Annotated in this window: 21 protein-coding genes; 15 read left to right on the plus strand and 6 right to left on the minus strand. The window is 31.1% G+C overall.

Annotated features, from left to right (window positions below; translation table 11 throughout):
* Positions 1–58: 58 nt before the first annotated feature.
* From ACW9JY_RS05230 to thiI, 5 genes are all read right to left on the minus strand, one after another.
* Positions 59–1,744, minus strand: a complete 1,686-nt coding sequence (locus ACW9JY_RS05230; RefSeq protein ID WP_457283621.1) for an esterase/lipase family protein — start codon at positions 1,742–1,744, stop codon at positions 59–61.
* A gap of 68 nt (positions 1,745–1,812) precedes the next feature.
* On the minus strand, positions 1,813–2,679 hold the full coding sequence (locus tag ACW9JY_RS05235) for a polyprenyl synthetase family protein (protein ID WP_457283622.1): 867 nt from the start codon (positions 2,677–2,679) through the stop codon (positions 1,813–1,815).
* A gap of 27 nt (positions 2,680–2,706) precedes the next feature.
* The gene (locus ACW9JY_RS05240; RefSeq protein WP_457283623.1) at positions 2,707–3,225 is read right to left on the minus strand and encodes a bifunctional nuclease family protein; all 519 of its coding nucleotides are present in this window, start codon (positions 3,223–3,225) and stop codon (positions 2,707–2,709) included.
* Between the two features lie 29 nt (positions 3,226–3,254).
* The gene (locus tag ACW9JY_RS05245) at positions 3,255–4,031 is read right to left on the minus strand and encodes a lysophospholipid acyltransferase family protein (protein ID WP_103076491.1); all 777 of its coding nucleotides are present in this window, start codon (positions 4,029–4,031) and stop codon (positions 3,255–3,257) included.
* Positions 4,032–4,079: 48 nt separating this feature from the next.
* Positions 4,080–5,288 carry a tRNA uracil 4-sulfurtransferase ThiI gene (thiI, locus tag ACW9JY_RS05250; protein ID WP_457283624.1) on the minus strand — a complete coding sequence of 403 codons (1,209 nt, stop codon included), beginning with the start codon at positions 5,286–5,288 and terminating at the stop codon, positions 4,080–4,082.
* Positions 5,289–5,724: 436 nt separating this feature from the next.
* Between thiI and ACW9JY_RS05255 the strand changes: the two genes are divergently transcribed.
* From ACW9JY_RS05255 to ACW9JY_RS05320, 14 genes are all read left to right on the plus strand, one after another.
* Complete coding sequence (locus ACW9JY_RS05255; protein WP_169925096.1) at positions 5,725–6,297, plus strand: TetR/AcrR family transcriptional regulator; 573 nt, start codon at positions 5,725–5,727, stop codon at positions 6,295–6,297.
* A 12-nt stretch (positions 6,298–6,309) separates the two neighbouring features.
* A complete protein-coding gene (locus ACW9JY_RS05260) occupies positions 6,310–7,758 on the plus strand; it encodes a radical SAM protein (protein WP_103076488.1) in 1,449 nt (482 codons plus the stop codon).
* Between the two features lie 246 nt (positions 7,759–8,004).
* Positions 8,005–8,967, plus strand: a complete 963-nt coding sequence (locus tag ACW9JY_RS05265; protein ID WP_103076487.1) for a 1-phosphofructokinase family hexose kinase — start codon at positions 8,005–8,007, stop codon at positions 8,965–8,967.
* Positions 8,968–9,001: 34 nt separating this feature from the next.
* Positions 9,002–9,442, plus strand: a complete 441-nt coding sequence (locus ACW9JY_RS05270) for a CBS domain-containing protein (protein WP_457283625.1) — start codon at positions 9,002–9,004, stop codon at positions 9,440–9,442.
* Positions 9,432–10,736, plus strand: a complete 1,305-nt coding sequence (mtaB, locus tag ACW9JY_RS05275) for a tRNA (N(6)-L-threonylcarbamoyladenosine(37)-C(2))-methylthiotransferase MtaB (protein WP_457283626.1) — start codon at positions 9,432–9,434, stop codon at positions 10,734–10,736. The genes ACW9JY_RS05270 and mtaB overlap by 11 nt, the downstream gene beginning before the upstream one ends.
* A complete protein-coding gene (locus ACW9JY_RS05280; RefSeq protein ID WP_457283627.1) occupies positions 10,726–11,541 on the plus strand; it encodes an aminotransferase class IV in 816 nt (271 codons plus the stop codon). The genes mtaB and ACW9JY_RS05280 overlap by 11 nt, the downstream gene beginning before the upstream one ends.
* 31 nt (positions 11,542–11,572) lie before the next feature.
* Positions 11,573–11,863 (plus strand): DciA family protein, encoded by a 291-nt coding sequence (locus ACW9JY_RS05285; protein WP_457283628.1) that lies wholly within the window; start codon positions 11,573–11,575, stop codon positions 11,861–11,863.
* Between the two features lie 23 nt (positions 11,864–11,886).
* Positions 11,887–13,812 carry a DNA gyrase/topoisomerase IV subunit B gene (locus ACW9JY_RS05290; protein WP_457283629.1) on the plus strand — a complete coding sequence of 642 codons (1,926 nt, stop codon included), beginning with the start codon at positions 11,887–11,889 and terminating at the stop codon, positions 13,810–13,812.
* The gene (locus ACW9JY_RS05295; protein WP_103897920.1) at positions 13,812–14,303 is read left to right on the plus strand and encodes a hypothetical protein; all 492 of its coding nucleotides are present in this window, start codon (positions 13,812–13,814) and stop codon (positions 14,301–14,303) included. The genes ACW9JY_RS05290 and ACW9JY_RS05295 overlap by 1 nt, the downstream gene beginning before the upstream one ends.
* Position 14,304: 1 nt before the next feature.
* Positions 14,305–15,618, plus strand: coding sequence for a cell division protein FtsA (locus ACW9JY_RS05300; protein ID WP_457283630.1), 1,314 nt, complete (start codon positions 14,305–14,307; stop codon positions 15,616–15,618).
* Positions 15,608–16,735 carry a cell division protein FtsZ gene (gene ftsZ, locus ACW9JY_RS05305; protein WP_457283631.1) on the plus strand — a complete coding sequence of 376 codons (1,128 nt, stop codon included), beginning with the start codon at positions 15,608–15,610 and terminating at the stop codon, positions 16,733–16,735. Before ACW9JY_RS05300 ends, ftsZ begins: the two co-directional genes overlap by 11 nt.
* Positions 16,736–16,740: 5 nt before the next feature.
* Complete coding sequence (locus ACW9JY_RS05310; protein WP_457283632.1) at positions 16,741–17,847, plus strand: ATPase, T2SS/T4P/T4SS family; 1,107 nt, start codon at positions 16,741–16,743, stop codon at positions 17,845–17,847.
* Between the two features lie 28 nt (positions 17,848–17,875).
* Entirely contained in the window at positions 17,876–19,087 is a 1,212-nt protein-coding gene (locus tag ACW9JY_RS05315; RefSeq protein WP_103078934.1) for a hypothetical protein, read from the plus strand.
* 97 nt (positions 19,088–19,184) lie between these two features.
* Positions 19,185–20,075 (plus strand): DUF5685 family protein, encoded by an 891-nt coding sequence (locus ACW9JY_RS05320; protein ID WP_457283633.1) that lies wholly within the window; start codon positions 19,185–19,187, stop codon positions 20,073–20,075.
* Between the two features lie 156 nt (positions 20,076–20,231).
* Here the strand turns inward: ACW9JY_RS05320 and ACW9JY_RS05325 are convergent, their stop codons facing one another.
* On the minus strand, positions 20,232–20,537 hold the full coding sequence (locus ACW9JY_RS05325) for a hypothetical protein (protein WP_169999571.1): 306 nt from the start codon (positions 20,535–20,537) through the stop codon (positions 20,232–20,234).
* A gap of 241 nt (positions 20,538–20,778) precedes the next feature.
* On the opposite strand from ACW9JY_RS05325, the gene ACW9JY_RS05330 reads away from it, so the two are divergent.
* The gene (locus tag ACW9JY_RS05330; protein WP_103078930.1) at positions 20,779–21,891 is read left to right on the plus strand and encodes a KamA family radical SAM protein; all 1,113 of its coding nucleotides are present in this window, start codon (positions 20,779–20,781) and stop codon (positions 21,889–21,891) included.
* Positions 21,892–21,902: the final 11 nt, after the last annotated feature.

Here is a 21,902-nt window from a genome sequence, read left to right on the forward strand (position 1 = left end):
AAAATCACTATCTTTATTGCCCTTGGTAAACTTAATTTAACTCCAGCTTAATTACCCACTATTTTCGTGATAGAACCGAAAATATTTTTTCTAGTTTGCTGTTGTAAATAGAATTAGGACTTTTAAAATAAATATTTTCTCCCACTGCAATAATGCTCAGTGTATCTTCATCTATTTCTCCTTGCTTCACTGGATTTAGTAAAATTGAACTTTCCTTATACTGTGATGGAAGGGTAAAAGACGAAATTATACTGGGGTGGGTATTTTTACTTTGGTCGCTAGAGCTGTTTCCTTCTTCAGTTTCGTATGTGTATTCGACAAAATTATCATCTTTAAAAGGCTCCACTAAATATGATGGGACAGATTCTTCTAAAAAATTAACTATTTCCTTTAAAACGTCAGGATCATTGTAAATTTCATAAAAGCTTTTTTTAGAATAATAAGTTTTTTCAATACCTTCTAAGTTGGCGCTGTCAACACTTACTATTCCATCTCCCTTTCCTTGCACAAATTCTGGATACAGTCTGGAAATATATTTGTTCGATAAGTCTTCCTCTATTTCAGGGTTATTACCAATAACCGATAAATATCTGATGTCATTTCTTATACCAAAAGAGTCTAACTTATTTAGAAACTCAGAGTCAGGAATAAGATCTTCATAGTACGAATTGATTTGATCTAGGTAAGAACTGATTTGCAAGGTGATTTTTAATATTGCGCTATCTTCAACATTAAAGTATTGAGATAATATTTCCGTGTTTTTCCCGAAGAGCAAATTGAAAAAAAGAGGATTTGCGAGATTGCTTCCTTTGTTTGGAGTAGAAATGAGTACTAAATTTTCCACATTTTGAATTGTTTGACTGGACTCTAAAGCATATCGAGCAATTAATCCACCAATGCCATGTGCAATGATATCAAACTTTTTATTGGGAAATCTAGAAAGTTCTTGAGCGAGTCGCCTTCCTTCAAATTCTATATAGCTATTAATCCCTGTTCTTTCAACAAAACTAACAAAAGAATCATTGTAATTTTTGCTTCTTGTAGATGTCAATGGGTAATTGTAACTCCAAATGGTTCTATTTGGAAAAAGGGAGGACCAAAAAGATTGTGGATAGCCATTTTCAGGTATATTCATTACCTTTCCAAGGAAGTTAAGATCCGTTCCAGGAATTAAAATAATATCAGGTTCAAGAGTTGGGGGTGATTCTTTTATAACCTTGAGTCCACTAGATGATTCTTGTGGAGATTCAATGACTAGACCTATATAATTTACTTTAGTTATTTGGAATGTTTGTGCTTCTATGTAATACTCGTCCTCTATTTTTACTATTTTTTCCCCGCTGAATTCAGAGATAACAGGAGGATCTTCCTGTGTAATGTAAGCTAAGGAGAAATTAACGAAGTTATCTCCAAAGTAATTATCTTTTGGAATTCTGTATCTTACAGTAATTGGTAAAATAGAGGATTCATTACTTTCATCTGAGAAAGTAATTTTATATATTTCCCCATAAAAATTTTTGTAATTGATCAATTCTTGATATTCTGAAGAACTTCTATCTAAGACTTTAATGTCAATGTTTTTCTTTGAAGAAAAAGAAAAATCAGGTACAACTATTTGAATATTTGTAGAAGAAGGAGTTATCTTATTTGAAGGCCAAAAGATGTTTTTAAAAATGAGGGAAAAAACAAGTATCACAACAGCAATTACAATAATAAATAAAAGAATTTTGTATTTTTTTTCCATATATCTAATTTTATTTAAAAAGTTAAAAGGTTTGAATTTTATAACTCAGTCAACTCCTTTTTAGATTGTTAACTTGTTTCTATAGTCTTTCGAACTTCTTTCAAAATTATGGATAGTTCTTTTAGGTTAAGTTCTTCCAATTTTTGTAAAACACTTCTATAGATATTATCGGCAATTATTTGAGTTTCTTTATAGTTATAAAAATTTAAAAGAGTTTTTTTGTTTACATCTTTATTAGTTTCTTTTCCAATATCTTCTTCCGTAGTAAAGACATCTTTTATATCATCGAAAATTTGGAAAGAAACACCGAAATCAGTTCCTATTATATTCATTTCTTTAGCTAGCTGTACTTCTCCGTTTATTAAAAAGGGAGATGCAAAACAAAAGCCAAAAACTGCACCTGTTTTCTTCGAATACATTCCAAGAATTTCTTTTTCACTCACATCTCTATCTTCTTTTTCAAAGATTAAGTCTTCCATTTCTCCTTCAAACAATTTTAAAATGGTCTTTATAAAATAATTCATTAAAAGAAGTTTATTTCCTTCGTTTATATTATCTAAATTGGAAATAATCTGTAGTGGAAGAGTAAATCCATAATCTCCTGCTAGTATGGCTTTATATTCTCCAAACTTTAAATGGTTTGCGAGTCCTCCTCTTCTTAACTTTGCGTTGTCTAAGGCAGGTAGATCATCATGTATTAAAGATGAAGAGTGTAAAATTTCTATAGCTATCGCAATGTCCATTAAATTCTTTTTATTTGCGGAGGCTAGCTGCCCAAAGTTATATATAATCCATGGTCTTAGTCTCTTGCCGCCGTTTGCTATGTAATAAAACAATGGATTTTTTAAATGATTTCCCAGCTCCAAATTTTCGAAAAAATCCTTTATCTTCTTGTCAAAGAAATCTTTAAACTCTAATAATTTTAGAAATTCCATCAATTCACCTCGTGCTTTTAGAAAAAATTATTCGTCATCTTCATCTTCATCTTTATTTTTATTTTCGAACTTCCTTCTTAGCTCGTCTATATCGAAATTTTCAATATCTTGTCTGAATTCGCTTTCTTCTTCGGTGTTTATAAAAGAAGCTTCAATACCATGTTCGGTTACTATTTTTTCTTCTATGTAAATAGGTAAGTTATTTTTTAACGATAAGATTATACAATCCGAAGGCCTTGCATCGATATATATCTCTTTAGAATCACTATCTTTCAGGACTAATTTAGCATAATAAATATCCTGCTTGAATTGGTCAATTTCTATCTTAATAGGTTTTGCGTTAAGTTGTTCGATGATATTTCCAATGAGATCGTGGGTTAAAGGTCTTTCAAAATCTTCATTCCTCAATATTAAAGCCAAAACACCAGCTTCACATGGTCCAATCCATATTGGTACAACAACGTTTGTATCTTCTACCTTTAAGAAAACTATTGGTGAATTTGAAACTTTATCTATTCCCATAGTAACATTGCTTACTTTTTTCATGGTTAAAAACCCCCTTTAAAAAACTGGAATTACGTTTTTGTTTCTTTCAAAGCCAGTTGAGGCTCAATTGTAACCTTTTCACTGATAATGCTTTTAAGACATTCTCTTAATTCCCCTTCACTAGCGAAAAGTTTTGGCTCAACTGGTTCGTGTATGAATAGATTAATATTCGAAGGCTTGATAAAGGCGCTTCCTTTTTTGCTCATTTTGATAGTTCCATCTATTGTGACAGGTAATATTTTTATATTATACCTAAAAGGTATCAAAAGAGTTCCCTTTTTAAATTCACCTACTTGTCCGTTTAAACTCCTTGTTCCTTCAGGAAAAAGGGTTATAATTTCTCCTGATCGAGATAATTTTGCGAACTTTTTAAGTGCTATAGCCCCACTTTTTACATTACTTCTATCTATTAAGATAGAACCAAGTTTTTTGATAAAACTTCCCAATATAGGAATCATAGAAAGCTCTTTTTTTGCTATAAAAGCTGTGGGATAAATATAACCTAAAATTAAAGGAATATCGAATATGCTTTGATGATTCGCTACTATTACATAAGGACCTTCTTGTGGTATATTTTCTTCACCGAAAACCGAAATGTTGCTATTTAAAAATTTAAAAGTGACTCTTCCAAACCAAGATACGACTTTTCTAATATATTCTTGAGAGGCTTTGATCCCTTTCCGTTTTTCCAAGATATTAGCTTTTATCAACACATAACTTCCATATACAATCACAACCCCGAAAAATCCGATAATTAACCATATTGTGAAGAAGATCGCCTTTATTGTTTCTAATACCTTTTTCATCAACTGTCCTCCTTTTTTGTCCCTTTTTTTAGTTTAATATAAATAAGACTATGATTCAAAGTGATCAATTTCAGAGACTTTACTATCTTCAATCTTATATTTTTTAGCTTCATCTAAAACCTCTTTTTCTAATTCACTTAAATGTGGTAGAGAATCCTCAATTGATTTTATGTGATTTATATTTGATTTAGTAGCGGGTTTAGAAGGAAGAAATACGCTACAGGAATCTTCGTATGGTAAAATAGATGTTTCATACAATCCAAATTTTTTAGATAGTTTAATGGTTTCGTTTTTTGTGAAACCTATAAGTGGTCTTAACACAACTTTTTGACTGGAGTCAGAAATTGTTAGTAGATTTTCTATTGTTTGTGAGGCTACCTGCCCTAAGCTTTCGCCGCTGACCAGAACTTTTGTGTTTGTAATATCAGAAATTTTATTGGTAATCCTCATCATTGCTCTTCTTTGTAGAATAACCGAATATTTATCTTCTTTTATATCTCTGAAAAGAAGTTGAATCTTAGTTAAGGGTACCACGTACAAATAAAAAGGGAAAGACGTAAATTCTGACACTATAGAACCAATTTTCAAAATTTTATTTAAAGATTTAGGACCGGTGAATGGGGGGCTATAAAAGTTCACAGCATTTAGTAACATCCCTCGTCGCATCATTAAAAGAGTAGCTATTGGACTATCAATCCCACCTGATAACAAAACGGTTCCTTTTGAAGATGTGCCTACAGGTAATCCACTTGGTCCTTCTAAACGATTGTTGAATATAAACGTACCTTCTTTTCTAATATCTATTTCTATATTAAGCTCTGGATGATTTAAATCAACTTTTAATTGGGGGAAATTATTCAGTATAAATTCACCTATTATACCAGCGAATTCTTGGCTGTTATAAGGGAATGATTTGTTGGCTCGATTGACACTTATTTTAAAAGTTTTATAATTATTGTTTTCAAGAGATTTTTTTGCCACTTTATAGACTTGAATTTTAATTGAGTCTATATTTGATTCAGTTTTTTCAGCTATTGAAAACGAATGTATTCCGAAAATCTTTTTTAGAATGTCGATATCTTTAACGGTTATTCCCATATTTTGTTGAGGAATTAGATATATTCTGTTATTGTTAACCTTGAAAATGAAATTCTGCGAAATTTTGCTTTGAATGTTGTCTTTGAGTTTATGCATAAAAAACATTTTGTTCTTATTTTTTAGACCAATTTCGTCAACCCTGACTATCACTACTTGCATTCATTTCCCACCTTAGATTTTATAAAAAAATATTTTCCACATATAAATTATAACATAATGGAGATTTTAGAGCTATATTTTTTTAAAGAGAAACTTTAGAAATAAAAAAGATTTTTCAAAAGTGTGTGCTGCGGTGCGAAGGGGCGCACAGGACAAATTGAAAAAAACATAAAAAGTAACATTTTCAGCAACAATATGTAAATAAAATGTCTTTTCTGAAAATATTAAATTAAAAAAATACGATTTTGGTTCTGTTTAATATATTTGCTGTCTATCTATTATAAATAGAGTATTATATCTTATTATAAAACGTACGGTAATAAATCGGATAAATTTAATCATATTTGAATTATTTTTCACAATAGTTTATAATCTAACTGACTGACCAGTCAGTCAGGAAAAAGAGGTGATCCAAATTAACACAGGGGTAAAGGTTTTGGATAAACAAGAACGCAAAAAATACATAGCAGAAAAAACTTTAGAATTAATAAGCGAAAAAGGTTTGACAAATCTAACGATGGAAGATGTTGCTCTTTCGTGTAATTTGTCTAAAGGTTCTATATATAACTATTTCAAAAATAAAAATTCGCTAATTGTTTCTGCTTTTAGTGCGCTGTTAGAAAAAGTCCAAAATTTTTTTGAAGAAAACGAATCCGTGCTTTCTCAGGATTGTGTGGAGGCAAGTGCTGATTTTTATGCAAATCTTTATTCAAAAATTTTAAGTACTTTTCCTTCAAAAGAATTAATGCGGTTGTTTGAAATTTTGATGAATTCTACACATGATCAAAGTATGATGAAAATTTTAACTCAAACATTCAAAGAAAATTACGGAAAGATCCTCGGCAAATTTGAAAAGTTATTTAATTCGAAAACTAAAGCATTTATGTTACAAGCGATGTTTGATGGGTTAGTTATATATAGAGCCGTAGGCGTAGAATTCTCTGATGATGAGATAAAGGATAATTTCAAAAAAATGATTTTAAGTCTTACAGAAGACAACAAAAATTAGGAGGTGTCCGGTATGGCAGTTATGGACTCAATGAAAAACATGTTACTTAAACAAAGTTCTAAATTAATAACCAACGTTGTAAGACATTCTGATGTGGATCAACTTGGGAAATTGTTATGGACATTATCGAAATTCTCTAAAGAACCTGCGAGAAGTGGACTTAGAAAATTAGCAACAGGGGCGGAAAACCATGATCCGATGTTGGTGAATTGGGCTGATTTGTTCAAGAAATCTAATCCCAAAGTTGTTGAAAAAATAATAAACAATCTAATCATCAACGAATTTGCTGTTGGTGAAAAAACAAGACAAGAAAAGATGCATGAATATGGGATCGTCCTTCCAAAATTAGCTGTACTTTCTCCAACATATGCATGTAACCTTAGATGTGTGGGTTGTTATGCTGCTATGTATGGTCACAAGTATATGCTTTCCAAAGAAGAAATTTTTGATGTAATTCGACAATTCAATGACTTAGGTATCTATTTCTTCATTATAACGGGTGGAGAGCCATTTGTGTATCCTTATCTATTCGATGTACTAGAAGAGTTCAGTGATTCTTACTTTTTAATTTATACGAATGGAACCTTAATTAATGAAGAAAACGCTAAAAAGTTGGCAGAATTGGGTAACGCTACATTAGCTATATCAGTTGAAGGATATGAAGCTGACACCGATTGGAGAAGAGGTAAGGGTGTTTTTGAAAAAATTCAAAACGCTTGGAAGCTCTTAAGTGAAAATGGGGTTATATATGGAGCCTCCGTCACCGCAACAAGAAAGAATCACGATGTTATAATGAGTGATGATTTTTGGAATTATTTAAAAGAAAACAATGTGAGTTATGCATGGGTTTTCCAATTTATGCCCGTAGGAGCGGATGCTTCGATGGATTTAGTACCTACTGCAGAACAAAGGTACGAAAGATTCTACAAATTGGAAGAGTTAAGGTTAGGTGGAAAGTTTGCATTTGTTGCCGATTTCTGGAATCATGGTTTCTTAACTAACGGTTGTTTAGCAGCGGGAGCTAAGTATTTACATATAAACGCCAAAGGTTATGCTGAACCATGTGTCTTCCAACAGTTTGCCGTGGATAATATAAGGGAAAAACGAATTGTAGATATTTTAAAATCACCATTTTTTGAGGCTTATAAGAGAACTATCCCCTATTCCAATAATTTGTTTAGACCATGTCCCATAATAGATAATCCCAAGGTATTCAGGGCAATGGTAAAGAAGTTCAACGCTATTCCACAGCATCCAGGCAGTGAGCGGACTGTGAATGAATTAGCGCCTGAATTAGACCAACTTGCCGAAGAATGGAAAAAATATGCCGATAAACTTTGGTACGAAGAAGGCTATGCTGAAAAATATCCTTCAAAAAGAGGAGTATATAACTACAAAGTAAGGATGAGAAGGTACTCAGAAAATGAAGAAAAATTAGCATTGGACAAAAAAGCTGAATAGTAATCCTTTGATTATAATACTATCTTTTAAAATAACGGGTCTTTTGTACCCGTTATTTTAATTTTTCAGTTAATTATACTTAGGTTTGTTATGATATAATATAGAAAAGAAGAAATTATTTAAATAAAATAGAGAATTATCGTACATACTCCTTTTCTAGAAACGATGTGTGGGAAGGAAGGTCGTCAAAAGCAAGTTTTGAATTTCTATAACTAATAAAATAATATTGGTATTAGGAGGAAATCGATGGAGTACGATTTTTTATCAGTCACTTTAAATCCTTCGTTGGATAGAGAAGTTATAATTGATAATTTTGAAGTAGGGAATATGTATAGAATAGAAAATCCTTCAAATTCCAAAATGGAACCAGGAGGTAAAGGTATTAACGTTTCAATAATGCTATCTAATTTACAAATAAAATCGATAGTAACAGGTTTTTTGGGGGGATACATAGGTAACGTTATTCAGAGCAAACTTTCAGCGTATGATAATATAACAATGAATTTTGTTTATTCAGACGAAGAAAGTAGAGAAAATATTGAAATAATAGATCCCTTAAAAGAAGTAATAACATTGATAAACAGTAAAGGTCCTTTTATTAACAATGAGGATTACGATCATTTTTTGAGGAGATACAAAAATTCTCTTTCATTAGTGGAACATGTCGTAGTGTCTGGGAGTGTTCCTCCAGGTTTGAAAAGTAGTGTTTATTCCGATTTGATGTTGGAAGCTAAGAAAAGAGGAAAAACTACTTACATGGAATCATTTGGCCCTTGTTTTGAAGAAGCTATTTTAAATAATTGTCCTACCGTTGTAAGACCAGACTTTAGAAGAAAAACAGAAATTTTTGGAAAAACTCTGGAAAGTATTGATGATTTTATTGATGCTTCAAAAAAAATTATAGAAAATGGTGCCAGATTAGTTGTTATGAGTTATCAGATTTTCGGTGACGTAATAACAACTAATGAGGGTGTGTGGCTTTTTAATCCGGAGGAAAAAATTGAGAAGTCACATCTTTTTGGGGCGGGGGATGCATTTATGTCGGGAATATTATACTACATAATAAATTATAATTTCAATTATTTTGAAGCTGCAAAATTCGGTATGGCTAGTGCCATTTCCAAAACGGATTATATAGAAAAAAAGATAGGAACTTTAGAAGATATAAAAAGAAGTTTAAATAGGTTTTCCATTGAAAGATTAGAATAACAAAGAGGTGTTTACCTTGAAAGCTAAAGAAATAATGGAGAGAGATCTAACATCTTTAATGGAAGATGAGAAAGTAGAGCGTTTTATTACTGTATGTCGAAGGCATAATTTATCTGCACTTCCCATAGTTACAAGTGATTTTAGACTGGTAGGGTATTTAAGCGAAAGCGGTATCATTGATGCCTCACTTCCGGGGTATTTGAAGCTCATGGAAACTACTTCTTTTATACCGGATAGCCATCAATTTTTTAATGGATTGAAAAAAATATTGGATCGTCCAGTATCTGATTTTATGATAAAAAAGCCATTTAAGGTTTACTTTGATGATACGGTTTTGCATGTGGCAGATGTAATTATAAAAAATAAGTTAAAGGTTTTGCCTGTCGTTGATGATAATGAAAGATTGGTAGGGGTTATTAGGAGAATAGGTTTACTTAGTAGAACATTGAGCGGTGAAATAGAATATGAAGCGTAAAGTTTCTTTTATTACTTTTGGATGTAAAATGAACCAAGCCGAAAGTCAGGCGATGGCCGAGAAATTATCTCCTCATTTTGATATTGTATTTGAAGAAAAAATGGGTGAAAGTGATATATACGTTTTAAACACTTGTGCTGTTACTTCAGAGGCTGAAAGGAAGATTAGACAAACAATTAGGAGATTAAAAAAATTAAATGGGAATTCAAAGATTATAGCAACAGGTTGTTATTCTATTTCTGATCCCGAAGAATTAAATAAATTAGGTGCCGATGTGGTCTTAGGTAATTTTGAAAAAAAACAAATAGACCGTTTTTTGTACGAAGAAGGTATATACTCAGATAAGCATTTTTGGCTCCATAATGAAAAATATGACATATTAGTTCCCAACGAACCGTACGATAACCGAACAAGGGTTTTTTTACCCATAGAGGAAGGATGTATTAACTCCTGCACATTCTGTAAAATAAGATTTTTGAGAGGATTAAAAATAGTCAGTTTACCAAAAGAAGAAGTTATTAAAAGTATAGAAAAATTCATAGAAAAAGGTTATAAAGAAATAGTGCTTACCGGAACAAATTTGGGATATTATGGAGTGGACAATTCAGAAACCTTGGAAGAACTATTAAATCAAATTGGGAAGCGTTTTGCTGATAAAGAAATTAGAATAAGAATAACATCTCTATATCCTGAAATAATAACCGATAATTTGTCTGCCATATTGAACGCTTATCCAATATTTGAAAGACACGTACATCTTTCGATTCAACATTTTTCCGATAAAATTTTAGAAACAATGAATAGAAAGTATAATAGAAAAATGATTTATACAGCCATTGAAAACTTAAGAAAATACGACTCAAAATTTTCTATTACCTGTGATCTCATAGTTGGTTTTCCAGGTGAAGATGAGAAAGATTTAGGTATCATGTTTGATTCAATTGAAGAACTTAAGCTTTTGAAAGTTCATAGTTTTAGGTATTCACCACGTGAAGGGACTGTAGCTGCTAAGATGAAAAATCAAATACCCGGAAATGAAAAAAAGGCCAGACTTTCACAAATGAATAAAATTGCTGATGTTTCAAGAAAAAATTATCTTAACGGTATGATAGGGTCTAGAGTTAAGGTATTGACAGAAAACCGCTTAAAAGATGGTTTTTTTGGATACGACGAATATTATATCCCACATAATATTCAATTTCATGAGAAAAAAATTGAAAAAGGTCAGTTTTTTAATACGATGATATCTTCTTTATCTAAAGAAAATAAAGGGGTGGTATCGAATGTTCTATAATGGCAGAGAGTGGGTAGAATTTCCCTTGGTTAGTGGTGATGATGAAGGTTTCGTGAATGGTTATTCCATTTATGATGTACTCAGAACTTATTCAGGTATTCCTTACAATTTAAAAAGGCATTATGACAGGTTGAAGCGATCTGCTGATTTTATGGCACTTGAAATACCACCTCTGGAAAAGATAAAAATAATTTTAAATCAGGCAAAAAAGATTCATAATTATGAAGAATTCAGATTTAAAATATATGTAACACCTTTCACTTCTAAATATAAAACATTTTATTGCTTTGTTGAAGAGTTAAAAGAAGATGTAGATTTAATTGAAGAAGGCGTGGTAGTAAATATAGCTAGAGAAAGGAAAAGTTCCTCTCCTATTATTCCCTATTATGTAAAAACACCTTTAAATGGATCGATCAAATACGTGCATAAAAAATATGATTATTACTATGATTCTATCGTTTTGAATGAATTCGGTAATATTACCGAAGGCACCTATTCTAATATTTTTTACGTCAGTGGTGGCGTTTTATTGACACCTCATATTTCATCAGGAATATTACCGGGGATAACCAGAGAAGATGTCCTTCAATTGGCAAACGATTTATCTTTAGAAGTTGAGGAGAAATCGAATGTTCAAGTGTGGGAGCTTTTATCCGCCGAGGAAGTGTTTCTTACCCACACTTCAAGAGGGGTAGTACCTGTTAGAAGAATTTTTCCTGATTTTACTTTTACTGTACCTGGTGTAGTAACTGAAGCTATTCTTGACAATTGGAAAGATTTCATAACAGAAAAAATAGAAGATTAAGGGAAACATCTTATTTACTAAGATGGTCAAAATGGAAGAAAAATTTGAAGGTGTTTTAAAACAACTTTCTAAAAAAAATTTGGTTTACAAAAAAATATATATAATAAAAAAATTAAGAGAAGAATTACCTAAGTATATTCCTGAGAATTTATCAAAACATGTAACAGTTAAAAATTATCTCTCAAAAGAGAAGGTAGTGGAAATAGCTTGCTCTAATAATTATGTTAAACAGGAAATACTCTTTAGGGAAAGAATATTGTTGAATGCATTAAATTCTATTCTAGAAAATGAAACGATAAATAGGATTAGAATTGTTTCTTGAGAAACGCTTGTGGAGGTGTTTAAATGGTAGAAAAAACATATTCTGGAAACGATATAAAGGTTTTGAAAGGTTTAGAACCGGTTAGACTAAGGCCCGGCATGTACATAGGATCTACGGGTAAAACGGGATTAAACCATATGGTTTATGAAATAATTGATAACGCAATAGATGAGCATGTTAACGGTTTTTGTGATACCATCCGAGTTACTTTATATGAAGATGATTCTATTGAAGTTGAAGATAACGGAAGAGGTATACCCGTAGATATACACCCAACTGAAAACAAAAATACGTTGGAATTGGTTATGACTTCGCTTCATGCGGGTGGAAAGTTCGATAAAAAAGCTTATAAGGTTAGTGGAGGACTCCATGGAGTAGGAGCATCTGTTGTCAACGCTCTTTCAGAATATATGGAGGTAAAGGTCTATAGAGACGAAAAAATATACTATCAAAAGTATTTAAGAGGTGTTCCTCAAACAGGTGTAATTGTTATTGGCGAAACAAACAAAACTGGAACTATCGTGAAATTTCTCCCTGATAAGGAAATATTCGATGATGGAGATATAACCGTTGAATCACGATTAATTGAGAATAGGCTGAAGGAAATAGCCTTCTTAAATCCTAACTTGAAAGTTATCTTTGAAGATAAGAAAAGAGATTATAGGCAAGAATTTCATTTTCAAGGTGGTTTAAATGAATTTATAAATTACATCTTGAAACGGCGGAAAATGAATTCTATTTCCGAGCCGGTTTATATGTATGGATCATATCAATATAGTAAAGTGGAGTCTGAAATTCAAGTGGAAATAGCTTTTGTATATACCGATTCTGAAGAAAGCAATGTTATTTCTTTTGTGAACAACATTAGAACTATCGATGGTGGAGAACATGAATCTGGATTTAAACAGGCTCTAACAAGATTATCAAATGAATATGCAAGAAAGTACAACGTTTTAAAAGAAAAAGATGATAATTTTAGCGGAGAAGATGTAAGAGAAGGATTATTAGCCATAATACATATAAAAATGCCCAATCCCGTTTTCGAAGGTCAAACAAAGGGGAGACTAGGGTCTAAAGTTGCTAGAGAAGCAGTAAATCAAATAACTACAGAAAAACTATCTTTATATTACGATGCAAATATAAAAGAAGCTAAAAACATTTTTGAGAGAATGTTTTTTGCTTACAAAAAAAGGCTGGCAGCTAAAAGAGCTAGAGACAATATTAAAAGAAAAACGATATTCGAAAATACAACCTTACCTGGTAAATTGGCAGATTGTACATCGAGGGATTTAAATGAATCAGAGCTTTTTATCGTTGAAGGAGATTCTGCAGGGGGAAATGCAAAACAAGCTAGAGATAGGATGTACCAGGCAATTTTACCTTTAAGAGGGAAAATTCTAAATGCAGAGAAAACTGATTTTTTGAAACTTTTAAAAAATGAGCAAGTTTCAAATATTTTCACAGCTTTGGGAACTGGCATAGGAGAAGAGTTTAATTTGTCCAAATTGAGATATGGTAAAATCATTATCATGACTGATGCAGATGTTGATGGTGCCCATATTAGAACTTTGGTATTGACACTTTTTCACAAATATATGCGTTCTCTAATAGAAGAAGGTCATGTATACATTGCTCAACCACCTTTGTATAGATTTGAAGTTGGAAAACAACATTTTTATCTTTATTCTGATGACGAACTTGAAGAATTGAAGAAAAAGTATGGGGATAAAAAATGGAGGCTACAAAGATATAAGGGGTTAGGAGAAATGAACCCTGACCAATTGAGAGAAACCACTATGGATAGAGAAACTAGAAAACTTGTGAAAATAAAGATGGAAGATTTAGAAATGGCAGAAGAGATGATAGAAATACTCATGGGATACGATCCTTCGGTTAGAAGAGAGTTCATTGAATCTAATGCTAATAAGGTGAAAGAGCTCGATATTTAGTGCAATGGAAAAAGTTAACTTTAACCTTTTTTTACCTTCTACTTTTAATAATTTGTTTTTACCATCTCAGCCCTTTTTTTGATGAAACTCAAGAAGAACTTTTTGTTTATAAAGATAAAATAGAAATTGAGAAAAGTATTTATTACATAGAAATAAATAATAGATATTTTTATTTTGATATTTATGATAAAATAACATTTGTTAGCGATTATCCACAACCAAAATTCATCAAAGTAATTTTTTCGAAAGATAAAATTAAAAAAGAGGAAGAACTCAATTTTATCAAAGGCATATGTTACAATACTTCGATTAGAGAAATAAATTTTCCAAATAAAGAAATACTTTGTTATAATAACATAAGAATTAAATACCTCGAATTACCAGAAATTGAAGTTTTTTTGGCGATACTTAGTGATATAGAGCTATTAGGACCTGGGAATTATTTTATTAGTAACCATAGTTTTTTTAAAATCGATGATCGGGGGTTATAGTATGGCTAAAAATTATTTAATTGGAATAGATATAGGCAGTTTTTTTCTAAAAGGAGTCCTTTTTGAAACAGACGAAAATGGAAATATAGTACCAATTTCGCTGAGTAAACTGCCAGTTGATGGTATTATTAACGGTGAAATTCAAGATATGGAATCGTTACGTAGATCGATTGAAACGCTTATAGAAAAGTTGAATCAGGAGTCTCCAAAAAAGGTTAAAAATCCTGAAATTATTGTAGGATATTCTACTAACTCTTTAAATATTACCGAAGAGAATTTTACCGTTGAATTTAGTAAAAGAACAGAAATTAGAGAAAATGAACTTAGAAACATCAAGAAAAGCGTTATCAAAAAATACACGGACGAAGGAAAAATAATTTTAGATTCTAACTTTGTGAAATTTCATATTGACGAAAAAAGGGTAAAAAATCCAGTTTCTTTTTTTGCCGAAAAATCTTTAACTACAACGCTAAATATTGTTTGGGTAGATGAAAATTCTTTTTCATTGTTAATTAACGTTTTAAAAGACATTGTCTATACTTCTGAAATTCCTATATACGATTCAACTTTATCGAATAGTTATATTATTACCACTCCCAACGATAGAAATGTTGGAATCACTGTCATTGATTTCGGTTACAATTCTTGTAGGATAATCATTTTTAAAGAGGGTATTCCAAAGTTATTCTATACTTTCCCCTATGGAATGAAATATGTATTACAAGATATTTCCAATATACTTAAGGTTTCTGAAAGAGAGGCGCATAGATTATTGGAAGAGGAAGGGGCATGTTCAAGAGAGACTAAAGTAATGAAAAAGGTGAATTTCCAATTATTGACGGGTAGTGGTTATTCTTACGTTCCTTTAAGTCTTTTAAATAAAATCATTTTTGCTCGGGTCAGAGAAATCATAAGCAGGCTAAATGGAGAACTCTCAAAAATAGGTTATGAAAGAACTTTCGAAGTAGGAGCTTTACAGGGAGGAATAGTATTGACTGGGGGAGGTTCGAAGATAAGAAATATTGAAAGCACTGTGAAAGAACTGATGGGTGAAAATTTCAGGAAGAGTTCCATAGTATCTTTCGACTCTTTCAAGAATATTCCAGAAGAGTTAGTAAAAGATCCAGAGTTTCAGAGTGTTTTTGGGTTAATAGAAAGGTACAGAATTGATCTATTAGAAGAAAATCTTAATGAAAAAAGTAGAGAGACTCGTTCGGAATCCCCCAAAAGAAGTAAATCTTCCAACAAAACGACAACCGCCTTAAAAACTTTTTTTAAGAAGATAACGGGAGGTGAAGAAGAAGATGCCCTTTGAAATGGAGGAAATCAACAAAAGAGATAAATTATTTAGTAGGAAAACAAGTTACAAGATAAAAGTTATTGGTGTTGGAGGAGCAGGGAATAATGCTATTCAGAGAATGATAAAAAAGGGTATTGATGATGTAGAATTAGTTTCAGCTAACACGGATGTTCAAGTATTAGAAAGTAACGACGCACCTACAAAAATTCAATTGGGAAAAGAGTTAACAAAAGGCTTAGGTGCCGGCGGAGATCCTGAAATTGGTAAAAAATCGGCTTTAGAAAGTCAAGATGATTTAAAAGAAACTTTAAAAGATACGGATCTTTTATTTATAACTGCGGGTTTAGGGGGAGGTACAGGAACAGGAGCTGTACCTATTATAGCCGATTTAGCTACACAAATGGGTATTTTAACAGTGGCGATAGTTACCTTGCCTTTTCACTTTGAAGGATCAACAAAAGAAAGAATAGCTTTGAAGGGATTTCAAGAAACTAAAAAGTATGTGGACAGTTTAATTAAAATATCAAACGATAAACTCATAGATAACGACGATGATATTCCCATTGATAAAGCCTTTGAGAAGGCTGATGAAATACTTATTCAAGCAATAACAGGTATTTCTGATTTGATAACGAAGCCAGGTATGATCAATTTAGATTTTGCAGACGTAGCTTCGGTATTACGTATAAAAGGTTCTGCCATGCTAGGGATTGGTCTTGCAAAAGGAGAAAAAAGAGCCGAAGAAGCTATAAAAAATGCCTTGAATAGTAAGATCTTAGAAGATCCTGTAAGGAATGCAACCGCTGCTTTGGTAAACATTGCTGGTAAGACTCCAACCACACAAGATGTAAAAATTGTTAACGAAATTTTACGTTCATACGCAATAGATGATGCAAGGCTAAAAATGGGAATTACAATTATAGATTTGCCTCCCGAAGTTATTAAGGTAACGGTTATAGCATCCGGTTACGACAAATTGCCTGGAGAAGAAAACTATCTAGATCTTTATGAGCAACCAGCATTATATAGACAATTTGGTAAAGGTGTCGTTGCTGAAGAAATATCCAAATTGAACAAGTATTTACAAGATCATGTAGAAGAAATTCCAGGAGAAGAAGTTCAACAACAATAATAATAATGAAAAAGAAACCTTCTAATTTCTATCTCTTGTATAATAAAGACTTAAAAAATTATGAAGTTGAAGAAAATATTTTAGATAACTTTTTGAAAAAGTATGACAATGAAAATATTACAGATTTTCATTTTGAGCCCCATGAAGAAAAGGTAGATGTTAAAGCCAGATACTGTGGGGATTTAATAACTTTAGAAACTATGGGTGTATATGAATACGAAGTAGTGCTAAACAAATTACTTATCAATTGTGGGTATGATATAGTAAAAGATTTTGAAAATATCGACGGTTCTTTTAATTTTCAGAACGTTAATTACAGAGCTTCCTTTGTTAGATCTTCAGAAGGAATAAGTTGTGTCTTAAGAAAATTAAGAAACATAAACGATATTAAAGTTTTCATGGAGCCTTTGATTCTTTCTAATGTAGAAAAATTAATTGATCAAAAATCAAAAATGCTTATTTTTTCTGGTCCTACAGGGTCTGGCAAAACTACAACGATGCAGTATATAGTTAATAAGTTCAAAAGAAAAAGAAAAGTACATAGCATAGAAAATCCAATAGAGTATATTAATCCTGGTATAATTCAAATAGTATCAAAAATTGAGGAAGACAAGGCAGATATTTTAAAATATATATTGAGACAAGACCCTGATTTAATAGTTGTGGGTGAAATTAGAGAGAAAAATTTTGCAAAATTGTTATTTGAATCTTCGATAACGGGTCATTTGGTGTTTTCCACTTTACATTCTAAAAATGTTTTTTTAGTACTTCAAAGGTTGAAGATGTTTGGAATAGAAGTAAGGAATCTCTCTGAAAGCTTAGATCTCATCCTTAATCAAAGATTAATCCCTAAAAAATGTCCTTTTTGCCAAGGAAATGGGTGTCATAACTGTTATTATACAGGGAAAAAAGGTTTTATAACTATTTTTGAAGGTTTAATAATTTCAAAAAATTTAAAAAAAGATATTTCACAGAGTAAAAGTATCAATTTTATAAGTGAAAAATACAAAAATTCTGATTGTTATATAGATCCGTTGCCTACACTTCGTAAATTTTTTAATGAAGGGGTAATCAATGAAGATCAGTATTTAAGTAACTTATCTTTTTTCTAAATAATATTGAGAATAGTGAGATGAATTCATGCAATATTTTTCAAAAAGCCCAGAAGAATGGCAAAAGTATGATGAAGAAAGGAAAAAAGAAAAAGAAAGAAGAGAACAACCAAAAAAAAGAATAATTAGATGGACATTTTACATTGTTATTTTTTTGTCCATATTATCATTGATATTTATTATTATAGGACGTAGGGGTTCAAGATTTGATCTGCCTTACAATGTAGTTATAAAAGGTATTCATATCAACTTAGAATCAAAAGAAGAATATTACTATCCAGATAACTTAGATATAAAAGTTACTATACAAAACACCAACAACAAAGACTCTCATATAACAATTAATAATTTTTCTTTTTTGATAGTAAACCAGGAAAATTCAGAGGTTGTATACAGTTATGTATTTCCTCAACCCGTAGAAACTGATATCTCGCCATATAAAACAATTTTAGTTTTTGATCTGTTAAGAGAAAAGGAGATCTCAAATTTAGACAAAGGAACTTATGAAGCCCGAGTGACCTTTGTCTTAAATGATGAAAACGTAAATCTTGTTAAAACCTTTAATTATAATAAGGGATTGATTATAGATGTTTCTGCTAAAGATATGTTCTACCTCACTACGGAATTCCCTTCTGTTAGCATATTAGCAGTAAATGGAACCAACGAAACCTTTAACAAAGAATTATTTGGAACGCTAACAATAAAACAAAACGAAAAGGTTATCCATTCACAGAAATTTTCTTTTGGGACATTAAATTTAAATCCTTTGTCTTCAATACCCTTAGATTTTGAAATCAATAAAAAGTTGGATCCAGGAAATTATTATGTTTTATTCGACTTTAATTCCCTTGAGCAAACTTATGCAACTACTTTGAATATAGTGAATCAAACAGATAAAAATTACAATGATATATCCCTTCTAGTTTATGTTATTTCAGCAGCCTCCAGAGGAGATCAACTTGATTTTGAGGGCTTACTAAGAAATTCTAATAAACAACCTAGGGCATTTGAAATTTCACAGGTACGGTTTAAGTTATTCTATGAAGAACAACTAATTTATAACTACGAGAATAACGACTTATCTAGGGTATATATACCAGAATTAGGAACGACCAGGGTATTTGATTTATCGAATGTTAAAACTATAACTTTAGATAGATCAGGAAAGTATGAAATTCAATTCAGTGTGAAGATAGGAGATAAGATATTTTCAAAGAAACATACAGTCGAAGTTTATTAAATTCACTTAGAATAATTGTGTGGCGGGCTGCGGGGCGAAGGAGCGCTAAAATAAAGTTTCCAAAGAGAGTAAAATTAATACAAATGAGGTTAAAATAATGTACGGATACATATCTATCTATTTTACCCCTACCGAAGAAGAAAGAAAAAATTACCTATATTACTATTGTGGATTATGTCATTCTTTGAAAGAAAATTTAGGAGAGTTTTATAGACTCACGACGATAAAAGAAGTGGTTTTCTTTTCAATGTTGAACAACCCTCTTGAGAATATAAACGAATTCAGATGTCCATATGTAGGATTAAAAAAACGATTTAAACCCGCAAATAATTCTTTTATGACACCTTATGCTTATCTCAACTTACTCATAATCTATGGAAAACTTTTAGATTACAACTTAGAGGGGAAGTTAGTACCCAAAAAAATTTTAAAAAAATTGGAATCAAAACTATTTGAATACTTTGACTCCAAGACTATCAATGAATACAAACATCTATTAAGAATGCAACAAAAGGTAGAAGAACAAAATTTAGATTTGGATGATTATGCCCAACCATCTCAAGAGATTATGGAAATGTTATTTGAAAAATTTTTTCCCCAAGGGTATCCAGCTACCATGCCTATTGTGACTGCTTATTTGCTATATTTGGTAGATAGTGTGTACGATTTTAACAAAGATATAAAAAAAAGAAATTTTAACTCTATAGCAAGTTCTTTTGGAGTAAAAAAATTAGATGAATTAACTCAGGATCAAAAAGAAAGAATTTTATTTACTTACGATTTATGTTCAAAAGAATTCTTAGAAAACGTTGAAGAAGTTGCAAATTTTAACAATCATTTAGTAAAAAAGCTAGCGACTTTTTCTTTGATATATCACAGAAATTCTGTCACAAAAATTTTAGATGGAGGAGAAATTGATGAAAGAGCAACAAACCATTCTAGAGCAAATAAAAAAAGGAGAGTTCAAAAGCCTATTTTTAAAATATAAGGAAGATGAAAAGTTTAGAGAAAAAATGGATACTTTTAGAGCGGGTTATTATAGCTATGGAAGAAGTGGATGTGGTAACTGTTTAGAATGTTTAGGAGCCACTGTCTGTTTAGATACCCTTTGTGAATGTGGTGGCGGAGATTTGTGTAATTGGTTTTAAAAGTTTATGAATTTAGATATAAAAAATCCCCTTATAAAGACTGCTTTTTTGGTTATCTTTTTTTTCTTGCTTTTCCTTATTTCAAGGTATTTGAGAATCGCTCCCACCGTTGTTAGTTTAATTCTTCCTCTGGGAGTTTTCTTTTTAGAAAAAAGATATGCATTTATTTTCAGTATTTCAATTTTCTTTTTAATATTTATCAGTGGCTTTGTTGTTGAAGCAATTGGTATATTTTTGCTCTTTTTTCTTCCAATCCTTGCTTTTATTGTTGTAGAAAAAAGGTTATTTAAACACTTATTCATTACAATTTTTTCGATTCTTGCCTTTTATCTTATGTTTACCTTTTTTGGTGAACTTCTTCCGGATTTTGCCACTCAGGGAAAAGGTCTATTCTTTATAATATTTCTTTATTTGATATTTACCAATATTTATGGGTATTTATTAAAGAGATTGAAATATGAGATTTCTTCATTATTGAAAAATTTTTCTCAAAAAGAATAATATAAAAAGCCGATGATGAAAAATATTAGGGGAGTGATATCGATGTATCCAGAATATGTTACTAAGTTGGAAAAAGTAAAAGGGATTTCACAAGAAGAATTAAAAGAACTTCAACCTGTTGAAGAAAAGTATAAGTTTAGAGCTAATGAATATTACTTGGCCTTAATCAATTGGAAAGACAAAAACGATCCTATAAGAAAGATTATAATTCCAAATATTGAAGAATTGGAAGAATGGGGATTAGAAGACGCTTCAAAAGAACATTCATATACAATAAGTAAGGGATTGCAACACAAGTATAGGGATACCGCTTTACTGTTAGTAAATGATGTATGTGGGAGTTTCTGTAGATTCTGTTTTAGAAAAAGATTGTTCAAGAACGTTGGTAAAGAAGTAGTTAGAACCCGTGAAATTGAACAAGATCTCGATTATATTCGAAAACATGAAGAAATCACAAATGTTCTCCTGACAGGGGGTGATCCTTTACTCCTTTCAACTAATAAACTTAAATCAATTATAGAATCTATTAATGAAATAGATCATATAAAAATCATTCGCATAGGTACAAAGACTCCGGCTTTTAACCCTTTCAGAATAATATCGGATGATACACTATCAAGTTTCATTAAAAAAATTACCAATAGTGGTAAAAAATTATATTTTATTGTGCACTTTAATCACCCAAGAGAATTAACTTCTGCTTCTATTCAGGGAATAAATATATTGCAAAATTCTGGAGCCATAATAGCAAATCAAACTCCTCTTTTGCATGGTATTAATGATAATCCTAAGACATTATCGACATTATTTAAAAAGCTATCCTTTAATGGTATTCCTCCCTATTATGTATTTCAAAATAGACCTGTCATGGGGAATAAAGGTTTTACTATTCCTTTAGAAAAAGCTTATTCAATATTCCTAGAATCTTTAGAAGATATCTCAGGTTTAGCCAAAAGACCTAGATTTGTAATGTCTCATGAATCTGGAAAAATAGAAGTTGCCGCATTGACTAGCAAAAATATTATCTTTCGTTATCATAGATCGCACAATCCTGATAACTATGGTAAATTTTTTGTATTCAAAAGAGATCCACAAGCCTATTGGTTTGATGATTACAAAGAATTGGTGGAAATATATAATTACAAAAGTTTTTAAAATATATAGAT

This window comes from Petrotoga sp. DB-2, assembly GCF_054051725.1.